This window comes from Butyrivibrio sp. AE3009 (assembly GCF_000420845.1).
Lineage (GTDB): Bacteria > Bacillota > Clostridia > Lachnospirales > Lachnospiraceae > Butyrivibrio.
In genome coordinates this window covers 184,198-202,491 of the sequence record NZ_ATVS01000002.1, presented here as the reverse complement: position 1 = coordinate 202,491, position 18,294 = coordinate 184,198, and the positions used below count along the sequence as shown (strand labels likewise).

The following is an 18,294-nucleotide window of genomic DNA, read 5'->3' as shown; positions in this document are numbered from 1 at the left end:
CCGCTTTTCTTTACAATTTTTGTACATATCTAACAAATTCTACTCTTCATTTTTGTACATCTCTTTAGTAACGCGCCTCCATGTAGTACCAATTCTCTCCAAATTTTTCTATACTCACTATGAATTCATCTTTGATGAATTTCATTATTTACTATCCTGGAACTTATCAATTACCTCATATATAGCTTCATTGGGATCATCTACCATCTTAATCTCCGTATCCAACTGAAGCACCTTAGTCTGATCCTCATCTCTCATCTCCCATTCAGGAAGCCCATCTCCATTGGGATTGCCGGTCTTGGCAAAGTTCACCCAGTAGCTCTGCATTATCTCAGAGAGCTTGTAATCCTCCTCATCGTAGAGGCCGGGATGTCTCCAGAGATTGCCGTAGGCATAGGGAAGCTCGCCGGCGTGATAATTGGATAGGGACCTGTTGGTCTTGGTGAAGTAATATTCATAGCTTGGGCGCCCCTGCTCCACCATCCATCTGTTCCAGACATGGTGGGAATATGAGAACCACATGGCGCTGTAGGCCACGTTAAGGGCTCCCTTGGCTTCTCCCATGGCATCAACAATGTAGTGGTGGTCTCTCTGAGGTGTATCATAGGGAACCACCTGTGCCATCTCCTTGGCGTAGTCCTCGATATCCTCTGCCAGGAGTTCAACATAGTTCTCCTTAGTTGCCTTTGTACCCAGCATAAAGGCATCAGACTCCTTAACATTGAAGCCGTGTAAAAGAGCCTTCTCATGATTTTCACCCTTAAGATATGTCAGATAGGGCTGCTCTGTTATGGCGTAGCCGTCAACTGTCATGGAGCCGTTATGGGTTGCTGTCTTAACAAGTTCCTCTGCGGGGATGTTTCGAAGATCCTGGGAAGAAGCTGCGTTAAATTCCTCTCTCACCTTATTTCCCGTCTCAACTGCATCCTCATAGCTTCTGAAGGTATGGAAAGGCACCTTCATGGAAATACCGCTGGACTCTGCTATGGCATATTGGAAAAGCCCTTCAGACAAAGGCGAAACACACAGCGCATTCACACTTGAAGAACCGGCTGATTCTCCGGCAATTGTTATTCTATCCTTGTCTCCGCCAAAGGCTTCGATATTGTCATATACCCACTGAAGAGCTGCTATCTGATCAAGAAGTCCGTAGTTACCTGTTGTCCCGTTTGGAGACTCCGCCTTGAGATCGTCGGCGGTATAGTAGCCAAAAACACCGAGTCGATAAGCGAAGTTAACAAATACCACTCCTCTTTTAGCCAGGTCCTCACCTCTGTACTCTGAATAAGAGGGCGTACCTGTGGTAAGTGAACCTCCATGAATATAGATTATTACAGGAAGAAGCTCATCCTCTTGCCTGTTCTCCGGGGAAAAGACATTGAGATACAGACAGTCCTCACTGACTTCCTCTCTGTACTCATCTCCGAATCTGAAATTGTATTCATTCCAGCCAACGATATGGGATAAAGAACTATATAGTTCCGAGTCTCTTTTCTGCATTGCCATAGGTCCGAAATGGTCGAAGGCTCTTACTCCCTCCCAGCTCTCGGGAGCCTGGGGTTCCCTGAATCTTAAGTCGCCAACGGGAGCTGCAGCGTAGGGAATACCTGCATATACCTTAACGGAGTGATCGGCGTTATATACCCCGGTCAGATCCCCCTGATCTATTGTTATTACGTCTGTCACATCGGGATTTTTGTTATCGACGGCAGGGACTCTCTTAATGGGAGGCTCTGTCACTTTGAGATTCACGATAAGCACAAGTATGAAGCATGCCCACAGGATAAAGGGGGTCTTTTTGTCATACCTGTCCTTCTTAATAAGATATGCCCTGCCTATTATCATGGCTGCCATTGCCAGAATAGCCACGATCCAGCCGGCAATAATGTTCTTGGACAGCTCAAGTATTGCAATATATACTAATCCGATTATCAAAACAAATATTGAAAATGCCATAATCGTACCTCCATTCTTCTTTGGAGTATAATCCATATCGGTTTAAATTACAATTGCAAAATTTAATTGCGTATAATTTATTTGCCAATTGCCAAAATTCTGGTACAAAAGCCCTGATATACGTTATAATGTTATTAGTATATATACAAAACTGTTAACAACGTTGGAGGTAGTTATGCCACAAGGAAGAGAAGATCTTATCCAGTCACTTGCCAAATCCATGGGTATGGGTGATGCTCAGAAAAAGAGCTTCAGCTCAGGCAAATACAATGCCGAGACCGGAGCAATGTACTGCAATGGTCATATAATAACCAAAGCTACCATCGAACAGGCAAAAAGCTATTTTACCACCCAGTACAGAAGACTTGCGGAAAAAGACGATGAAGGCGCCAAGCAGCTTGCAAGCCTCTATGAAGTTGCCATGGAATCCATCGGCATGGTGGTGGACAGCTCCAAGCCCGAGGGCGAATGATCATTTATCCTCCACAAACAGCGTCCTGTACTCTCCCGGGGCCATTCCCTTCTCATCATGAAAAACTCTGTTGAAACTGGGAATGCTCTTAAATCCGGAGTACATTGCCACCTCAGTAAGAGTCATATTGTTATGGGATAGCAGCTCCGTGGCCTTCTCCATTCTGATCATATTGAGCCACTTGCTGTAGTTCATCCCGGTAATATTCTTGAATATCCTTGAGAAATAATCCCTGCTTATACCTGCCATTTCGGCCATTGCTCCCTGAGACAGATCATCTGCCGTCAGGTTATTTTTGATGTAATCCGTGACCATCATCATGCGTCTCATGACGTCATCTTCATAGGCATTCTGGGAATTAAGGTTAAGCTCCGGCGACAACTCCTCTCTGTGCTCATCCAGAATCAGCATAAACTCCATAAGAAGCATACAGCACTTAAGCTCCCTGTTGGCTCCGCCTGAGAAAAAGATGTCTCGCATCTGCATTGTGACCTTCCTGAGTTTCTCAGCCAGTTCAGGATGTGTGTTGATACAGATAACATGCAGATTTCTGTAGATATGCATTATCCTCTGAAGGTCAAAAAGAGTATTCAGGAAGGCATTACTGAACTGCATCACAAGGGAATCTTTCCTGTCCGCATCCACTATGGCATGCATCTCCATGGGCCAGGCGATCACAAAATCCCCTTCCACCAGTTTGTAGGTACTCTGATTGACCTTAAACACGTTGGTGTCTCCGGGGCCCACCAGAATGATCTCCCCATAGGAGTGCCAATGAGTCTTATAACTTCTCTCCTTGTAACCGGAGGACATATTGAAGGCGCTGCTGTTGTCAAAATCATATATCTCGTACTTTCTGTAGTCCATCTTACGGGCTTTGTCCATCGCTTCATTCTCCCACTGCCTCATAGGCGGTATAGTATGTTTCAATCCTGTCAAATCTGTAATAGGCATCGCCCTTAATGGATGCGGCGCTTCCGGGCTCTATGGAGACTAAGCCGTTATTCTGGGGAATCATCCAGATACAGTCCACCAGCTCATTTCCGTCAAAAAACAGAACATAGGCATCCACCTTGACTTTTTTATCACTTACGTTGTTGGCGGTAAGCACTGTCGTGCCCCCTTCAACCCTGGAAGATACCGCCACCTGTTCGGACATATCCTTCTCATAGGGTGCTCTTCTCGTCACTGAGAACTCATACATATCGGGAAGCTTACCGGCTAGCTCTGCCTTGTCGAACCTTCCCTCAAATATGAACTTGGCCCCTTCTTTTACAACTTCAACAGTCTTTTCGGAAACTGCCAGTTCATCGCCCTCCTCGTCCCTGGCAATAAACCGGCATTCATAACGATACTCCTCATCAGTCTTATTCTGCAAGACCAAAATTGGATTACAGTTATGATCATCCTCTCTGAAGTACTGTCCAAGAAGCATTGTTCCCATGGGAAGGCCGCCATAGGAGGGAATAGTATCATCGGAGGGTCCTACCCTGTCGGCTCCGTAGCCGCTGTTCTTATCACCATTGCTGTCTATGCTCTCAAAGATACTGTCCGGATCCACATCTGCAAAGAACACCTCGTTAAGTATGCCCTTTTTACCGGAGCTTCCTTCTGAACTCTCGTCCAGGCTTCCATCACCTGATGCATAACCATAGTCCTCAGTACTTGCCACCTGAGCTGCATCCTTTCTGGCTGTTTCCTTGGCCTCTGCCAGTGAATCAACAGACGCGCCATCTGAAACATAATAGATCTCATCTCCGTCGAGGCCTCTGTTACTCTTTTCAAAAATGCCTTCAGCAAAAAGACCGTTTTCCTTCAGAAGGAAATCCATATCAAAGCCCATATTTGAATAATTGTCGTAGATTATCTGGGTGAGGAAATTAAGTCTCTCATCCTTTACCCTGGGAAGTCCCAGCCCATAGCTGTTGAAATACATGATAAAGGGAAGAATAATACCCACAGCGGAAATTGCCATGGCTCTGGCAGCATTTATAGACTTTTCCCGCACAAAAAGAAAAGTACTCAGACCAAATGCAATTATTGACGGAATTATTCCGATAACTCCAAAAGATGTCAGAAGTCCACATATAGAAAGCACAATTGCAAGAACCACCATTTGCACCAATTTCCTCTCATTTTCTGTGCATTTTCTACAAAAATTATTTCAAAATAAATGTCAATACTTGTATCAAAAAAAATTAATACTACAATATATTGTAGTTAAAAACATAAATTTTGTTAACGTTATTTAGTGTTTTTAATGTATTGTGTGGAGGGTATGAAATTATGAATAACGCTGCTACTTTAGAAGCTTTGGATTCTCATGTAATTCGCAACATTCTTCGTTCTATGGCCAATGAACACTGGTCCGTAGCCGAGGCACTTGATGAATACGATATCCCCGAGGAGCTCCGTGAAGAATACGAAGCCCGCATCGAGGAATGTTTTGTTGACTGATTGATATCTGTTCCTTTTACAGAACTTCAATCTTGAATACTACCGGGAGATCGCTCCTATACTCTGTTTTGATATGAAGCCCGGCTTCATCTCTCTTGAACACTGTTTCCGATCCATCTCCCAGTACTGTAACTTTATTAATGATTCCGGAGAACCCGCCGCTGTTAGCGGCGTTTTTTTCTGTCTCAAAGCTCTTAATGAGATACTCACCGTTGTCAGCGCACTTAAGGGCTGTTGCATAGATGCAGCCGTTATTTTGTGTGAATCTGAAGTCCTCGGGAGTATACTCGGGCTTTTTCTTATCGGTAAACTGACCGCCTTCTGTCTTGGTGGGGCCTTCGCAGGTGAACTTATAGCATCTGCTGCCGTAGATAGCTTCTCCATTCTTAGAGAGCCACTCTCCCACTCCCAGAAGGGTCTTCTTATCCTCTTCGGATATGGTTCCGTCAGGCTTTGGTCCAACGTTAAGGAGCAGATTGCCGTTCTTGGATACTGCATCTACCAGGTTAAATACAATCTCCTCTGCGTCCTTATATTCATTGTCGGTAGTATAGCACCAGGAATGTCTTCCTATTGCCGTGTCAGTCTGCCATACATAGGGCTGGGCTGTGGGGAGCTGTCCTCTTTCCACATCAGGAACGGCACATCCAAAGGCAAAGGCATCGTGCTTGTAGTTGATAACGCCGCACTTTCCGATTTTTTCCATCTCATTGTAATAATATGCTGCCATTCTCTGAAGGTAAGGCTTCATGCAGGCTTCCTGTATCCACCAGTCAAAATAGAGAACCTCCGGATGATAGTTATCAATGATCTCCTTGGTCCTGTTAAACCAATCCTCCATAAACTCTGCTGTGGGTGCAGGCTCCGCATAGAGATTGTAATGATCCTCAGGCTCCTTCATTGCAGGCCAATAGAGGCTGTCAGGTCCGATATCCTCGGTGATGTCACTGTCAAACTCTTTACCATGACTCATGAAGAACCAGTGCTCGATCCTGTGGGAGGAAGCACCTATTCTCATGCCCTTCTTCTCAACACTCTTTTTAAGCTCCCCGAGATAATCCACCTTGGGCCCCATCTCATAGGCATTCCACTTGGAGATGCTGCTCTTGTACATCTGGAAGCCGTCGTGGTGCTCCGCAACGGGAACTACATATTTTGCTCCCGCCTTGGCAAAAAGCTCTGCCCACTCATCGGCGTTAAACTTCTCCGCCTTGAACATGGGAATAAAATCCTTGTAGCCAAAATCCTTGTGGGGACCATAGATCTTGACATGATGCTCAAACTCCCTGGTTCCCTGAATATACATGTTTCTTGAATACCACTCATTGGCATAAGCAGGGACGCTGTAGATTCCGAAATGGATGAATATTCCGAATCTCGCATCCTGATACCACTGTGGTACTCTGTATCCTGATAATGAGTTCCAATCCGCTGTGTAAGCCATATAACCTCCGTTTTACCAATATTCTATTGTTTACGTTATTCCATATTACGGTTATTTCGTGTTTCCTTTAGTCTTATCTTTTTTAAGAAGATCCATCCCGACGTCATATACCTTGCCCTCCACTGCATCATGGAGCCATGCAGCCTGGGTTATCCCATCCTGGTTAAAAAGAAGAAAATGGGGCTCCCTGACGCTGGTATGAACCGTTCCCCCCATGGTTATCAGGGGAATCCTCCAGTCATTTATGAATATTCCAAAGGCCGGAGTGATGGCCTTGAGCTCTGCCACCATGACCTTAAGCTGCTGATAATATTCTTCCTGAACATCTGCATCGGTCTTGTACTTTTTGTGTACAATATCGTTATAATAGGCGCTCAGAAGATAATCATGACTGGAGCTGGAATACAGATACCTGAACCTGTCTCCGAACCTGCTGTAGAGGTCCTTGTACCATTCCAGGGTAATATTGTCCCCGTGGATAGACTTCCAGAGGGACTCTTTGCTCATCCAGATGTTCTTGGCGGTCTTCCTCCAATTCTTGTATAGGAGCTGTCCGCTGTCGGAAAAAAGCGTGATGTTTCGTGCCTTTGGATAGTAGTCCTCCACCACTTCTCCCGCAAGAGCCGGTACAGCGAAGGCTCCGGCGGAATTACCGGCTATAAGAAGGGTATCCGGCTTAGGAAACAGCTTTTTTGCCACCTGCATGCTCTGCAGAAAGTTCACATAACCGTGAAAATGAAGAACCTCATCCCTGCCGTCCTCGGTCTTGTAGGGATAGTCGTTGTTTCCGATATGAAAATCCCCTGTGGCATAGGTTATTACCACAAAGCTCCATTCCTTAAAGGGATTCTTATCCGTAAAGACATCCGTGATTCCCACGTTGATGTTCATGATCTGGGTAAAGGGTCTTAGGTTATTCCAATAATAATTGGGAAGTCCTGCCGCCACCTTGCCGCCTGTAACAGGCCTTGCGGCGGTGTACTCATTCCACGCAACTCCTCCCCCCGAGAAAAAGATGCAAAGCTTATCCGGGTCCCCAAGCTTTACATAGATATAATATTCCGAGCCATCCCCGGAAAGGCCCTTTTCAAGAGGCACTCTGTACCAGGTCAGCTTCTCAGGCTCCTCCGGAAGATCATGGGCTTTGAATCGCCCCTCTTCCACAGCTTTCCCCAGCCTGCTCTCCACAAAATCTCCAAGCCCCTCGGCAAAAACAATTCCTCTTTTGAAATTCCTTTTGGTGAGTCGGTTTTTTATGCTCATAGGTCAACCTTACATGTTAAACATTTTTTGTGATGCATTCTTCAGATCCCTGAATCTGAAAATCACCATGGCAACCCCCAGGATCAGATAGATCATAATGCTGATGCCCGCAGGCCATGGAAATTTGTTCATTCCGTTTCTGATGAATATTATCTGGATAAGAGACATCAGAATATCAAATACGATGTACAGTGCGTACTCATCAAGCCTGAGTTTAAGCACCTTGGCTATGATTATTGTGGCGATCGCCAGCCCTATCAGAGTTCCGGGCACCATCCACACAAGGCTCCAACCCAGGAACCCCGTTTTCATATCGATATAAATATCAACAACAATAGCAACAAATACCTCCCAGGTTATAACCTTAAGAAGGTTGTTCCTAAGATACAAGGTGGTTATGATCGTAACCCAGCCTGCCACTAATCCCAGCATTACAACTCCGATAAAGGAGTGCTCTCTGTGGGTCATAATATTAATGGTTTCAAAAATGATCTCCAGCGCTATGAAAAGAAAGGTGCACATCTTCATAAAAGTGATATTGCTGACCTTATTCATTTTTATCCTGGGAAAAGGAGGCTCCATCTGAAGTTCCGAGTCCTTGAGCTGGCCCTGACACAGTGGACAGCACCTCTTGTTTCCTCTTATATTAACCTTACATTTGGGACAATACTGCATACTAACTTACTCCTCGTCATAGTCGTTACTGCTAAGAACCACCTCAACTCCCAGCTCCGTAAGGCATCTGAAGAAATTGAGCATGATCTTGTGGGTCTTATAGGGCGAAACCTCTCCAAATACCATTCTGTCCTTGAAAGAACATACGCATACCTGCTGGGAGGAGGCTGTCATGAAGGCTGAGAAACCCTCGATATAATCCTCCACCTCCTTGGGCATCTTGATCTGACCAAGGTTGGACATGGAACTGGTAACTCCTTTTTTCGCCGATCTGTCAAAGAAACCGATACCGATATCCTTAAGGGGAAGGGGTATCATCTTGATTCCGAAATTGTGCTCCAGAGCGGCATAGGAATTCATAGTCTTCTCTATGCTGTCGGAGGAAAGTTTCTCCTTGAAGTCTCTGGCAACGGGAGTTATGATGCTCTCCAGCTCGCCGTTGTAGTCCGCCGGATCGTAATCAATATTGATTACGCCAAAAAAGTTCCTGGTGGTTCCGCTGTTAAAATACTGTCTGAGATTAACCGGCACGCTCACAACCACATGTCTTCTCTTCTGGAGTCTGTTCATGCCCTGAATAACGGCTTTGATATAGATTGCCACACACAGAACACCAACTGTGGTGTTGTAACTGTGAGCCAGTTCCAGGAATTTACCTGCGGAAACGCAGCCCTCCACAAGATGTGGAAGCAGGTAATCATCCAGCTCACCGCTGACCTGATAGGCCTTGGTGGATGACATTTCCTTGAGCTGCTTAAGCCCCTTTTGCTTGCTGTAATAATCCCCGAAAGCATCTCCCGTTTTTTCCTCGACGGAGAAGTCATCCGTGGGTTTGATGTTCTCATCAAGATTGTGACGAAGCTGAAGATACCTGGTCACCATGCTCTTAAAGAACATGAAGGCTCCTGTTCCGTCCGCCAGCACATGGAACATCTCAAGATTTATTCTCTTTTTATAGAAATTTACTCTGTATAGCAGGTTCTTATGTCCCGGGATATACAGCGGCATACAGGCGGGAGTATGTTCCTCCTCCACCACTGCCCTTAGGTTACTCTCCTCCAGATAATACCAGAAGATTCCTCTGTGAAGTACGCAGTTAAAAAACGGAAACTCCTCTATGGTCTCATCCAGAGCTTTCTGCAGAGTCTCCAGATCCACATTCTCCTTGAGTTCGCAGGAGAGTCTGAAAACTCTGGTGTTGGCCCCCTTCGCCGATGCGGGTATTATCTTTGCCGCATTATCAAGTTCATACCAGTTTGTACTTGCTGCCATTAAAAAATATCTTCCTCACTTAAGTTTATAGATGTTCAAGGCGCTCCGTAACTATGTCCATGGCACCTTTACTCATTCGATATATTACATCCTCAAGGGATATGAATTTCTTATTCCTTATGAACTTAAGGTATCTGGGCGTAAAACGCATTTTAATACCCTTAGGTTCAATGCCTGCATTAACCTTGTCCTGAATGGTTGCGCAGGTGTCTGCCGGGTCGTGAGCCAGGCTCTTACTTAAGATACACAGAAGTGTCCCGGCAGTTCTTACGAAGCCCTCGCAGTTGGGATCGTCAGATACGTCAATTGACTGCATGGCTCCCACAGACCATTTTTTCAGGTTTCTGTAGATACCGTATTCGCAGTCCAGCTCCACCAGCTTTTCATTGATGCTGTCATAGAGCCATACTTCATTGCCCTTGACGAACATGTCACTGACGATAAAAAGCTCATCCTCAAAGGGGAATTTGATGCCCACATTATCGCAGCCGGTGAGAAGTATGTTTGCATTTACTTCGCTCACCAGATCCTTTTTCTCAAAATCATCCTCATCTATTGTGAAATTGGGTGCTGAGGCCTGTTTCAGTTCTTCGCCAAAAATGCTGTCCGCAGGTTCTTCATCCCTGATCTCTTCATAGACTTCGTCTGCTTCCTCGAAGCCCGCATCGGACTTGTTATCTCCCTTTTTCTCAATCCTGCCCTTTGGCGCATTGTTTACAAGAAAAGAGCCAAAGCCCGGAGTCTGCACCGTAAATCTGTCACTTCCGCACTCCTCAAAAGGTCCGGCAACGGGATATCTCCCTCTTTTTCTTCCGAAGTAATCCGTGTCAAAGGATATCTCGGAGCCGTCGGGGTTCTCAAATCTCTGCTCCGGTTCAAAGGCAAGGCCCAGGAGCTGGGTATTCACCGGTATTGTGAAGTTCCTTGGCAGGAACTCATAGAGATTGGTGTGAAGTGTGTATCTGCCTTCGTTCTCGTCCACATAGAAGCTGATCTTATGGTCATTGTCCACATGAGCGGTCTCACCTGTGCAGCATCTTGCGCCGTTAAAATATGCATTGCCGCCAAAATAAACAGGCAGTCTGTCATAGTATACATCTCTTGGACAGTGTTCCTCAACATTAAGCCCGTCAAATCCCTTAAAATACTCAGAAGGTGACGGAAAACTGTTGTAGGGCACTGTACCGCAGATGAAATTGTTTCTGTCCATGGTATCTGTTCTGTTCTCCACGCAAAAATCCACCAGGTCCTGTCTCACGGTCTTTTGCACAAAAATATTGTTGTAGAATCTGGCATCTCCGTGAAGTATGGTCATAAAGCCCGCAATCTTGGTAGAGTGAGTCAAATGATAGGGCGTATATCTGTCGCTGGCAAATTTCTTGCCGCCGTTATCGCACCCCTGTCCCACATAGCTAAAGGAGCCTGCGATCAGGTTGTGAACAAAGGCTATACCCTGTGTACTGATCCTGCCCGCAATGTCCGACAACATAAGGTTGTGGTCAATAAGCGTAGGCCCGTGGGATACCTCCACAAATATATCCTCACCAAGGGACAGTCCGTTGTCGATAAGAGTCCCCTTGGGCGGCACGTTGTCATGCAAAAAGTTCTGACTTACTCTCGTACCCTGGGCCTCCCAGTCCAGCCAGATTCCTCTTGTGCAATGGTCAATGTGATTGCGCCTTATGATTGTATCAATTGCAGCATGGAGCTTGATACCGCCTATCTCCGCTCCTGCCAGATCATGTTTGTTGTTGATGTGATGTATGTGGTTATCCTCAATGATTGAGAAAGCACCGCCCATATGGCCCACGATTCCGGTCTGACCGCAGTCATGGATATCGCAGCGCCTTACAATATGAGAGCCCACCGTCTCCTTGCTCCAGCCCTCATTGACAGCCTGACATACGGCGTCCCTCTGGGTCTGGGTTCCATCCTTGACGAAGGTGGTGGTCCACTTGTTGTTACTGCCTCTCTGATAGTATTTTCCAAGGGAAATTCCGCTGCACTTGGACTCATAGATATCACAGTCCTCGATTATCCAGCCCTTGGCCCAGTTAGGACCTATCATTCCCTCCTGGTATGCAGTTGGAGGCGCCCACTGAGTTGCAGCCTGTCTGATGCAAAAGCCGGACACAGTGATATAGTTTATTCCTGATTTTTCAGGGAAAAAGCATGCCTTCCTGACAGAGAGCTCCACATTTTCCCTATTGGGGTCCTTGCCCTGGAAGTTAGCATAAATAATAGTCTCACCATTCTCCCTTGCTGTAAACCATGTATACACGCTAAATTCAGGATCCCAGGATTTTTTGCTCTTCTCGGGATGCATACAGGACGGAATATCTTGAACTTCATACATGGACTTGCCATCAAGGTACAGTTCCCCCAGGTGTGCGGGACTATTTTTCATCCAGCACCAGTCGCCGCTTACTGCCTCTGCATAAGGGTTGAAGCTCCCAAAAAAGCTGTCCGGAATCCTTACTCTGTACAGGTTCTCAAAGGCTTCCCACCCGGTAAGTTCCTCAGCACCGGTAATAACAGCCTCGCCTCTTGCGGTGCTGACATAGGTTATTCTCTTATCCTCAGTGCCGGAGTTCATGGGTCTGACATGTTCCCTGTAAATACCCGGTGCCACAAAAACAGTATCACCGGGGGTTGCAATATTCGCAGCCTCCTGAATAGTCTTAAAGGGATGCTTGATAGATCCGTCTCCGCTTCTTAGTACATTACCCGCTACATAAATCTGCATACGCCCCTCCAATCTGCTTTTCTAATATCTACATATTCCTTAGATCTGCTTGTTTATTTCCTTAACAACATACTTAGTCCTGATAGCTTCTTTGACAAGACATCTCAACGCATTTTTTCTGCTCTCACAATGAACTAATCCGTTATCTTTGTTATAAAATGCTTCCATTCCGTCATGCATTATTTCGTTGGTATCACCATCTAATTTCTGCTGGGCCTTGTTTGAATTGTATCTTCCGATGCGGGCCTTGAAGGTATAGGGTGACTGATATAGCTTATCGGGTGTGCAGGCATAGGTCTCAATGGTATAAGTTGTCTTGCCTGTTGTTCCGAGATTTGCTCCTTTATGAGCATCATATTTGGAATATTCCCTGTATGTTTCCTTAAGCGATTCAATCTCTTTCGGTGTAAGGGAGCCGTTTTTCTTTCTCTGCTGATCCAGCTGCATAAGCTTTTGGCGATCTGCGTCCTTAACCTCCTGCTCTTTTCCTGAGCTATCAAGCATATAGTCCAGGTGACTTAACATCGCATCAAGAAGCCCATTGGGATCTGCCTTGGCCAGGGCGTTTAATTTATACAGAAAACTCTGTCTGGGCTGCCTTCCCACATGGCTGTAATATAAGTCCTTCTGATAGTGCACATTATCAAAACAGGACGAAAAACATGGCATCTCCTCATCATCAAGATCCATATCCCTTATCTGTTTAAACTCGGCTTCTGCCTGAGTCACCTCCTTCTTCATCTCATTGATGATCTCTTCATATTCAGCTTTTGTTATGGGCTGCCCCGCAACCTTAATGCTTTGTACTTTCGGGTCGTTAAAGAATTCATCTACATTGATCTTCTTCATAACGTCTGCGCCAACAGCAAGTCCCAAAACTCCTACATCCGGAGAGCTAACCATATTGTCCTCATTACCCAGATAGATCTTTTTAAAGTCCTCGACAATATCAACTGCATCATTATGGGCATAATGCTCAGCATGCCTTCTGCCTTTGCGCCTGTATTCCGCAGTCAGCATAGTCTTCACAGCATCGAACAGAACCTCATCACAGGTAAGTTCAAATTTCTCTTTATCAGATCTTTTTTGTTCCAAGGTAAAAAGCCTGTCCAGCCAATAGATCAGGTTTTCCTCCTCTTTTTTGCCCACATCCAGCTTCATCTGACCGTTTTCATCCATTGCGAAATAGGCTATAGCCTTAAATACTGTCTTCATGGTCTTCCTTAAGGGAACGGGCTTCTCGATGGGGTTACCCTTATCAAGTACTGCAAATTCAGGAAGTGACGGTCTAAGTTCAACAATTCCGTCCTTACCCTGAACCTTCTTGGTACATAGAAAACCGCTGCTGGTAGCGACTATCTCTGCAGCTTCCTTCTCCGTTACATAGGTATGCTCCGCAGAACCGCCGTACTTTTTGAACTCCTCAAAGGTGATATTGTTACCGACTGTATTTGTAGCATAAGTCATCTCCATAGCCACCTGCGAGTTATACTGCTCCTTCATGAAATCAAGAGCGCTCTTAAGGGCAGGAATATTCTTAAATTCACTGCTAAAGGCCTTGAAGACCTGATCCTGAGCTGTTCTGAAGATCAGCTTATCTTCACTTCCGGCATCTTCTGCATATCTGTCTCGCAGCTGCTGTCCATAGGTTTCACTATGTACCATACAGGTTGCAGCCATCTGCAGAAACTGTCTTGCATACTGGGTTCTTACCTCATCCCCGACATTGTTGTCATTCTGCGCTTTCACCAGCTTTTTATAGGTGTCATTTACACTTACATCCGCTAAAAGAGCTGTCTTGACGTTCATTCGGCTCTTTTGCCCGGTCTCCATCTTTACGGTGCCTTCAAGCCTCTGATATTCGTTTTTATCACCGGCTTTTTTATTTTCCTTCAGGTTATCGATCTCCTGCTGCATTCCGTAGATAGCAAAGCCGTCCTGCTCTTTGTCCAAAATGTCCTTAAGGGATATGGTGCCATTGTCTTTTATTCCGTCACGCAGGTAGCCCCACATAGTGCCTGAATGAGTAGATACAAGGTCTCTGATGTCCCTGACAGCCAGGTGTCTGGGAAGATTCATCTTCTTTCCCTTGAGATAGTCTATAGCAGTGGAGGTGACTTTTTCGCTGAGCTTATGCAATTTCTTAAGGTCTTTGGCGTCAACTTCCATATTGTCAGGATTCAGACCTATGAATTCAACCGCCTTAAAATAATTGTTAAAGGCTCTCAAAAATGCGTTGTAGTCCTCATGGGAGCCCCTTCCGGCTTCCTCAAGATTAGTCTTAAGCTGCAAAAGCTTATCAAGCCCCTGCACATTTTTGCCGGTGGCACGCCTAAGAGCCCTTCCGGCCTTGGCTCTCATATCAATTCTGAAGGCACTCTCGCAATACTTTACGTACTCATTTCCTTTTAATCCATAGCCGATGGCCTTAACCTTATCAGAGCGGCTAAGATTCCCGCCGGTGTAAGTACCAACATTCTGTATGTCCACCTCAGCTACGCCGTTGATGATAACAGGGCGCACCAGGGTAATGGCATGGTTCTGCCTTGCAGCTATCATGGCCGCATAGGCTCCCAGAATCTGCTTCTCCTGCTGTTTGTTTCCAGAACCCTTGTAGCCGTATTCATCTGAAACGTATTTCTTAATAGGTTTTCCGTCAACATACAGAAAATCTACGGTCTCCTTTGATCCTATCTCCCGGAAGAACTTCTTCTCTGTACCTGTGGGATTGCTATCAATGCCGAAATGCTGGTTGATCTTTTGAATGAACTGCCTGCCGGTCTCCAGCATCTGGTCATCAAAAGCGCCCTTTTTAACCACGGTGCCGGCATTATTAAGTAAATTTCCCACCTTGATCTTATCCTTCTGAACAAGTGAAGGATAGTCCGTATATCTCTTAAATCTCGTAGTCTTGTCATGAAGCGGTGCTAAGATTTCCTTATCAATTCCGGAAAGGGACTCATCAAGACTTAAGTCTTTTTCATCCTCTTCCCCCAAAATGCTCAATCCTTCTTGAAACAGATCTTCGTTTTTCTTGAGAAGACCACTTAAAAAAGCGTCCTTGCTTACATCTTCGCTTATCTTGTTTGACTTTTTTTCAAGAGTCTTATTATTAGACTCCCGGAGCTTCGGAACTGTCATGATGTTTTTAAGAAGTTCCTGACTCTGGTCGGCACCGGTATTGATACCGCCCTTATTTACCTCTGTTACCTTTTTGCTTAGACTCTTCTCGTATAGATTCTTAGTATCCATTTTTCCCCCTCATATAAGAAAAATGATTTTAGAATATATAGTTATGTTGCAGGTTCGTCATTCCATCTATGTTTTCAAGCAATCTGTGATAACGTTCGGCCCAGACCGGTATTCTGACATAGGCATCTGCCCCCAGAACCTCCTCGCAGACAATCAGTCCGGTATTTATAAGCCCCGCCAGAACTGAAGCATCCTCAATTTTGGAAACAAGGATAATTGGCTCACTGCTGCCATCGGAACAATATAGCATTATGCCTTGCACAGTTCCATTTTTGGTTGCAGCCAGACTGGCTTTCTTAAGTATCCCCCCGGACTGAAGAAAGTCGCCTTCTATCGGAACCTCAAACCTTGAAATGATCTTCGTGACATCATCCAATTCCGTATCACTTAGCTGCGTAAACCTCTTAATATCGGGATTGTTGTAATCCCTGCTAAAAAGTCCCGATTCCCAGAAAGATCTCAGCCGGCCACGATAGATTCCTTCCAGCTCAGTATCCCGGGCGGCTCCTATGGACTCCATAAACGACATTAACGCATCGCTCTCATCATAACCTTCAAGACAGGACAGCACAGCCGGAAGCTCCCTCTTCTCCAAAAGAGACTGCAGAGCCTTAACCAGCATGGTTCCGCCTCCTTGCCTTCTGTACTTCTCGTCAACGTATAGCGATTGTACCTCAAATACATCTCCGTTTGTTATCGCACCTACCAGCGCACCTACAGCAATATTGTCCTTACTAAGACCTATCGCAGTCATGGGCGCACCATTTTCGATAGCCTGATAGACATCCGGCATTATCATGTTTTTGTATAGCTCCATGGTCGGAGAGGTTATCATCTTTACCTTCATTTTTTATCCCTTTATAGTCAATTTGCCTCAACACGCACCAAATTAATTATACAATATATTCCATACAAAATTCTTTTCTCATACAAGAAAAATATATAGTATGATTAGATAAAGAGTACATATACGGGGGAAATACAATGGCCAGAATGAAATTCATTTATGCAATATCCATACTCGCAGCATTTATACTTGCCGGAATAATAATAAACGTGGTCAGCTCTTTGTTCTAGACCACGTTTAAACTCTGCATATTCTGTTGTCACTCCTTCGCTGCCTGATTGTACAGATCAAGATCAGCTCTTGATATAAATGCCTTAAGAGAGATCGGAGCAGCGTAGTCATACTGGGCAATTCCAACGCTAACGGTGATATTGTAGCTAAGTCCCAGATCCTGTGTCATTCTCTTGATATTGTTCTTGATCTGATCTGAGAGCCAGACAGCCTCAGCCTTGTAGGCCATCTGTGCAATTACCACGAATTCGTCTCCACCATATCTTGATACAAAAAATCTGTTTCTTGGACCCTGACAGGCACTCTTAATGGAATTGGCAACTCTTACAAGGGCTCTGTCACCCTCAAGTCGCCCATAGGTCTCATTGATATTTCTGAAATCATCAATATCCACCATCAGTACAAAAAGAGACATGCCGGGTTCTTCATTTCTCATCTTCTGAGCCAGATATTTGAACATCTGATGTCTGTTGTTGATCTGGGTAAGAGGATCAAGAGATATGAGATTATCCAGCATAGTAATGTAAACATAGTAGACCGCCACAACTGTTCCGTAACATACCATGGGGATTCTCCAGTACTTGGCCTGAAGCGCTCCCATTACGATAGGTGTGAGCGGAAACATACCGATCATGAAATATATATTTCTGTCAGCATATTTATCCTTGTTGAAGGCTCTGTAAAAAGCCTTGACTGAAGCCGCTATCATATAGCTGAAGGGAACGATAACAAGGATCAGATAGAGCTTACCCCCCACCAGTTTGCCGTTTTCATCAATATAATAAACAAGACCTGTCCTGTAAGCGGAGACACACAGGATTCCGGATATCCATACCGGTATGCTGAGAATAAGCCTGGTGATGTCGTTTTCCACAGACTTATCGTTCTGAATCGCTTCCGAGAGAATATACCATAAATACGCGCCAACACTCAAAAGCAGATAAGTAAACAAATTGGATAAGTACAAAAGTGACTTGGATTCTCCCAGATAGCCCACATCCACCAGGGCCCAGAAAATCTCTGCGCAGTAATACGCAATCAGAACAACGACGATATTCCCCAATATCATCTGTGTAAACTGCTTATTGACGCCTTTGGCAATCTTGATTCCGATAAGACCGATCAAAAGTATACATGCTATGTGTGCTTCAATATAGAAATTAACGTACCCCAAAACTACTCCTCCAAATAATCGTGCGTAACATTTATTTTAACATGAAACAGGCTAAAATTATCATTATCTGCAAAGAGTTTATACATTCTTTATAATTTCCCATGAATGCAATAAGACGAAGGCCGTCACGGCTTTCGTCTTACATCCTCGTAATAATGCTATTATGTTATGCTCCGCCGGCTATAGCCTTAAGAGCCTCAAATTCCGAATCATAAACACCGCCCATGGCATCCAGATCCTCCCAGGTGTACCAGGCTCCGCTAAGCTGCACACCCCTTATGGAAACGTCTGTAGCTATAACCATAAAGGGTTTGTGATTAACCACAATGTAGCATTGCCTGTTAAGACCAAAGGGAGTCACAAAAACATGGCCGGTATCTATCAGGTGATTTAGGTCTTCAATAGAGACCTTTTTTGACAACAGTTCCGTTCTTTGCATGCTCAGACTTCCTATTCCTATATTCTTCCCGATATAGAATAATTATACTATCTGGCCTTATTAGTG

14 protein-coding genes are annotated in these 18,294 nt (G+C 45.0%); 2 read left to right on the top strand and 12 right to left on the bottom strand.

What is annotated here, in order from left to right; translation table 11 throughout:
- Positions 1-144: 144 nt before the first annotated feature.
- A complete protein-coding gene (locus G588_RS0102140; protein ID WP_022777111.1) occupies positions 145-1,956 on the bottom strand; it encodes a carboxylesterase/lipase family protein in 1,812 nt (603 codons plus the stop codon).
- 175 nt (positions 1,957-2,131) lie between these two features.
- Between G588_RS0102140 and G588_RS0102135 the strand changes: the two genes are divergently transcribed.
- Complete coding sequence (locus tag G588_RS0102135; protein ID WP_022777110.1) at positions 2,132-2,428, top strand: hypothetical protein; 297 nt, start codon at positions 2,132-2,134, stop codon at positions 2,426-2,428.
- Here the strand turns inward: G588_RS0102135 and G588_RS0102130 are convergent, their stop codons facing one another.
- Both G588_RS0102130 and G588_RS0102125 read right to left on the bottom strand, forming a co-directional pair.
- On the bottom strand, positions 2,429-3,313 hold the full coding sequence (locus G588_RS0102130) for a helix-turn-helix domain-containing protein (RefSeq protein ID WP_022777109.1): 885 nt from the start codon (positions 3,311-3,313) through the stop codon (positions 2,429-2,431).
- 4 nt (positions 3,314-3,317) lie between these two features.
- Positions 3,318-4,526 (bottom strand): hypothetical protein, encoded by a 1,209-nt coding sequence (locus G588_RS0102125; protein WP_196804925.1) that lies wholly within the window; start codon positions 4,524-4,526, stop codon positions 3,318-3,320.
- 188 nt (positions 4,527-4,714) lie between these two features.
- Here G588_RS0102125 and G588_RS22335 point away from each other — a divergent pair, with 188 nt between their 5' ends.
- On the top strand, positions 4,715-4,885 hold the full coding sequence (locus G588_RS22335; RefSeq protein ID WP_022777107.1) for a hypothetical protein: 171 nt from the start codon (positions 4,715-4,717) through the stop codon (positions 4,883-4,885).
- 16 nt (positions 4,886-4,901) lie between these two features.
- Here the strand turns inward: G588_RS22335 and G588_RS18845 are convergent, their stop codons facing one another.
- The 9 genes from G588_RS18845 to G588_RS0102075 form a co-directional block, all read right to left on the bottom strand.
- Positions 4,902-6,329 (bottom strand): alpha-L-fucosidase, encoded by a 1,428-nt coding sequence (locus tag G588_RS18845; protein ID WP_022777106.1) that lies wholly within the window; start codon positions 6,327-6,329, stop codon positions 4,902-4,904.
- A gap of 51 nt (positions 6,330-6,380) precedes the next feature.
- Positions 6,381-7,592, bottom strand: a complete 1,212-nt coding sequence (locus tag G588_RS0102110) for a pectin acetylesterase-family hydrolase (RefSeq protein WP_022777105.1) — start codon at positions 7,590-7,592, stop codon at positions 6,381-6,383.
- A gap of 9 nt (positions 7,593-7,601) precedes the next feature.
- Positions 7,602-8,267, bottom strand: coding sequence for a DUF6320 domain-containing protein (locus tag G588_RS0102105; RefSeq protein WP_022777104.1), 666 nt, complete (start codon positions 8,265-8,267; stop codon positions 7,602-7,604).
- Positions 8,268-8,273: 6 nt separating this feature from the next.
- Positions 8,274-9,539, bottom strand: a complete 1,266-nt coding sequence (locus G588_RS0102100; RefSeq protein ID WP_022777103.1) for a hypothetical protein — start codon at positions 9,537-9,539, stop codon at positions 8,274-8,276.
- Between the two features lie 25 nt (positions 9,540-9,564).
- Positions 9,565-12,285: a right-handed parallel beta-helix repeat-containing protein gene (locus tag G588_RS18840; protein ID WP_081644223.1), complete on the bottom strand. Its 2,721-nt coding sequence runs from the start codon at positions 12,283-12,285 to the stop codon at positions 9,565-9,567.
- A gap of 39 nt (positions 12,286-12,324) precedes the next feature.
- Entirely contained in the window at positions 12,325-15,537 is a 3,213-nt protein-coding gene (locus G588_RS0102090) for a hypothetical protein (protein ID WP_022777102.1), read from the bottom strand.
- A 28-nt stretch (positions 15,538-15,565) separates the two neighbouring features.
- Positions 15,566-16,384, bottom strand: a complete 819-nt coding sequence (locus G588_RS0102085) for a GNAT family N-acetyltransferase (RefSeq protein WP_022777101.1) — start codon at positions 16,382-16,384, stop codon at positions 15,566-15,568.
- A 259-nt stretch (positions 16,385-16,643) separates the two neighbouring features.
- Positions 16,644-17,789 carry a GGDEF domain-containing protein gene (locus tag G588_RS0102080; RefSeq protein ID WP_022777100.1) on the bottom strand — a complete coding sequence of 382 codons (1,146 nt, stop codon included), beginning with the start codon at positions 17,787-17,789 and terminating at the stop codon, positions 16,644-16,646.
- Between the two features lie 166 nt (positions 17,790-17,955).
- Positions 17,956-18,228, bottom strand: coding sequence for a hypothetical protein (locus tag G588_RS0102075; RefSeq protein ID WP_022777099.1), 273 nt, complete (start codon positions 18,226-18,228; stop codon positions 17,956-17,958).
- Positions 18,229-18,294 lie beyond the last annotated feature (66 nt).

Excerpts from the sequence above, each read along its gene's own strand:
- G588_RS0102130 (WP_022777109.1), bottom strand. The coding sequence starts at position 3,313 with ATGGACAAAGCCCGTAAGATGGACTACAGAAAGTACGAGATATATGAT.
- G588_RS0102075 (WP_022777099.1), bottom strand. The coding sequence starts at position 18,228 with ATGCAAAGAACGGAACTGTTGTCAAAAAAGGTCTCTATTGAAGACCTA.
- G588_RS0102090 (WP_022777102.1), bottom strand. The coding sequence starts at position 15,537 with ATGGATACTAAGAATCTATACGAGAAGAGTCTAAGCAAAAAGGTAACA.
- G588_RS0102085 (WP_022777101.1), bottom strand. The coding sequence starts at position 16,384 with ATGAAGGTAAAGATGATAACCTCTCCGACCATGGAGCTATACAAAAAC.
- G588_RS18845 (WP_022777106.1), bottom strand. The coding sequence starts at position 6,329 with ATGGCTTACACAGCGGATTGGAACTCATTATCAGGATACAGAGTACCA.
- G588_RS0102135 (WP_022777110.1), top strand. The coding sequence starts at position 2,132 with ATGCCACAAGGAAGAGAAGATCTTATCCAGTCACTTGCCAAATCCATG.
- G588_RS18840 (WP_081644223.1), bottom strand. The coding sequence starts at position 12,285 with ATGCAGATTTATGTAGCGGGTAATGTACTAAGAAGCGGAGACGGATCT.
- G588_RS0102110 (WP_022777105.1), bottom strand. The coding sequence starts at position 7,592 with ATGAGCATAAAAAACCGACTCACCAAAAGGAATTTCAAAAGAGGAATT.
- G588_RS0102100 (WP_022777103.1), bottom strand. The coding sequence starts at position 9,539 with ATGGCAGCAAGTACAAACTGGTATGAACTTGATAATGCGGCAAAGATA.
- G588_RS0102140 (WP_022777111.1), bottom strand. The coding sequence starts at position 1,956 with ATGGCATTTTCAATATTTGTTTTGATAATCGGATTAGTATATATTGCA.
- G588_RS22335 (WP_022777107.1), top strand. The coding sequence starts at position 4,715 with ATGAATAACGCTGCTACTTTAGAAGCTTTGGATTCTCATGTAATTCGC.
- G588_RS0102105 (WP_022777104.1), bottom strand. The coding sequence starts at position 8,267 with ATGCAGTATTGTCCCAAATGTAAGGTTAATATAAGAGGAAACAAGAGG.